Below are 740 nucleotides of genomic sequence, written 5' to 3' on the forward strand. Positions count from 1 at the left end.
CACGGGTGACAGTGACCGTATAGGATTTGGTTGTCGTGCCATCCTGGGCGGTGACAAGCACAGTGATGGTATTGCTGCCGACATTGAGGTTGACGGTTGCGGCATTGCCGGACGTTGCTGCCACGCCATTGACGGTCATGGTTGCAGTGGCATCGGCGAGTGTCGGTGTGACATTGATGGACGTCACTGCGTTTGTGACAGAAGCCGTATAGCTTGTCGTTGCGCTTGCGAAACCCGGTGTCAGCGTGCCTTGCGATAGGGCGAGGTTCGCCAGATCGGCATTGGTCGATACAGCCGCTGCACGGGTGACAGTGACCGTATAGGATTTGGTTGTCGTGCCATCCTGGGCGGTGACAAGGACGGTGATGGTGTTGCTGCCGACATTGAGGTTGACGGTTGCGGCATTGCCGGACGTTGCTGCCGCGCCATTGACGGTCATGGTTGCAGTGGCATCGGCGAGTGTCGGGGTGACATTGATGGATGTGACGGCGTTTGTGACAGAAGCCGTATAGCTTGTCGTTGCGCTTGCGAAACCCGGTGTCAGGGTGCCTTGCGATAGGGCGAGGTTCGCCAGATCGGCATTGGTCGATACAGCCGCTGCACGGGTGACAGTGACCGTATAGGATTTGGTTGTCGTGCCGTCCTGGGCGGTAACAACAACGGTGATGGTATTGCTGCCGACATTGAGGTTGACGCTTGCGGGACTGCCGGATGTTGCTGCCGCGCCATTGACGGTCATG

1 protein-coding gene is annotated in these 740 nt (G+C 58.2%); it reads right to left on the minus strand.

The window, feature by feature from the left end; translation table 11 throughout:
- The coding region (locus tag ACFSE1_RS18695; RefSeq protein WP_377404914.1) for a cadherin-like beta sandwich domain-containing protein at positions 1-740 on the minus strand (740 nt) is incomplete at both ends.

The organism is Affinirhizobium helianthi, assembly GCF_042680945.1.
In the GTDB taxonomy this organism is placed as follows: Bacteria; Pseudomonadota; Alphaproteobacteria; order Rhizobiales; family Rhizobiaceae; genus Neorhizobium; species Neorhizobium helianthi.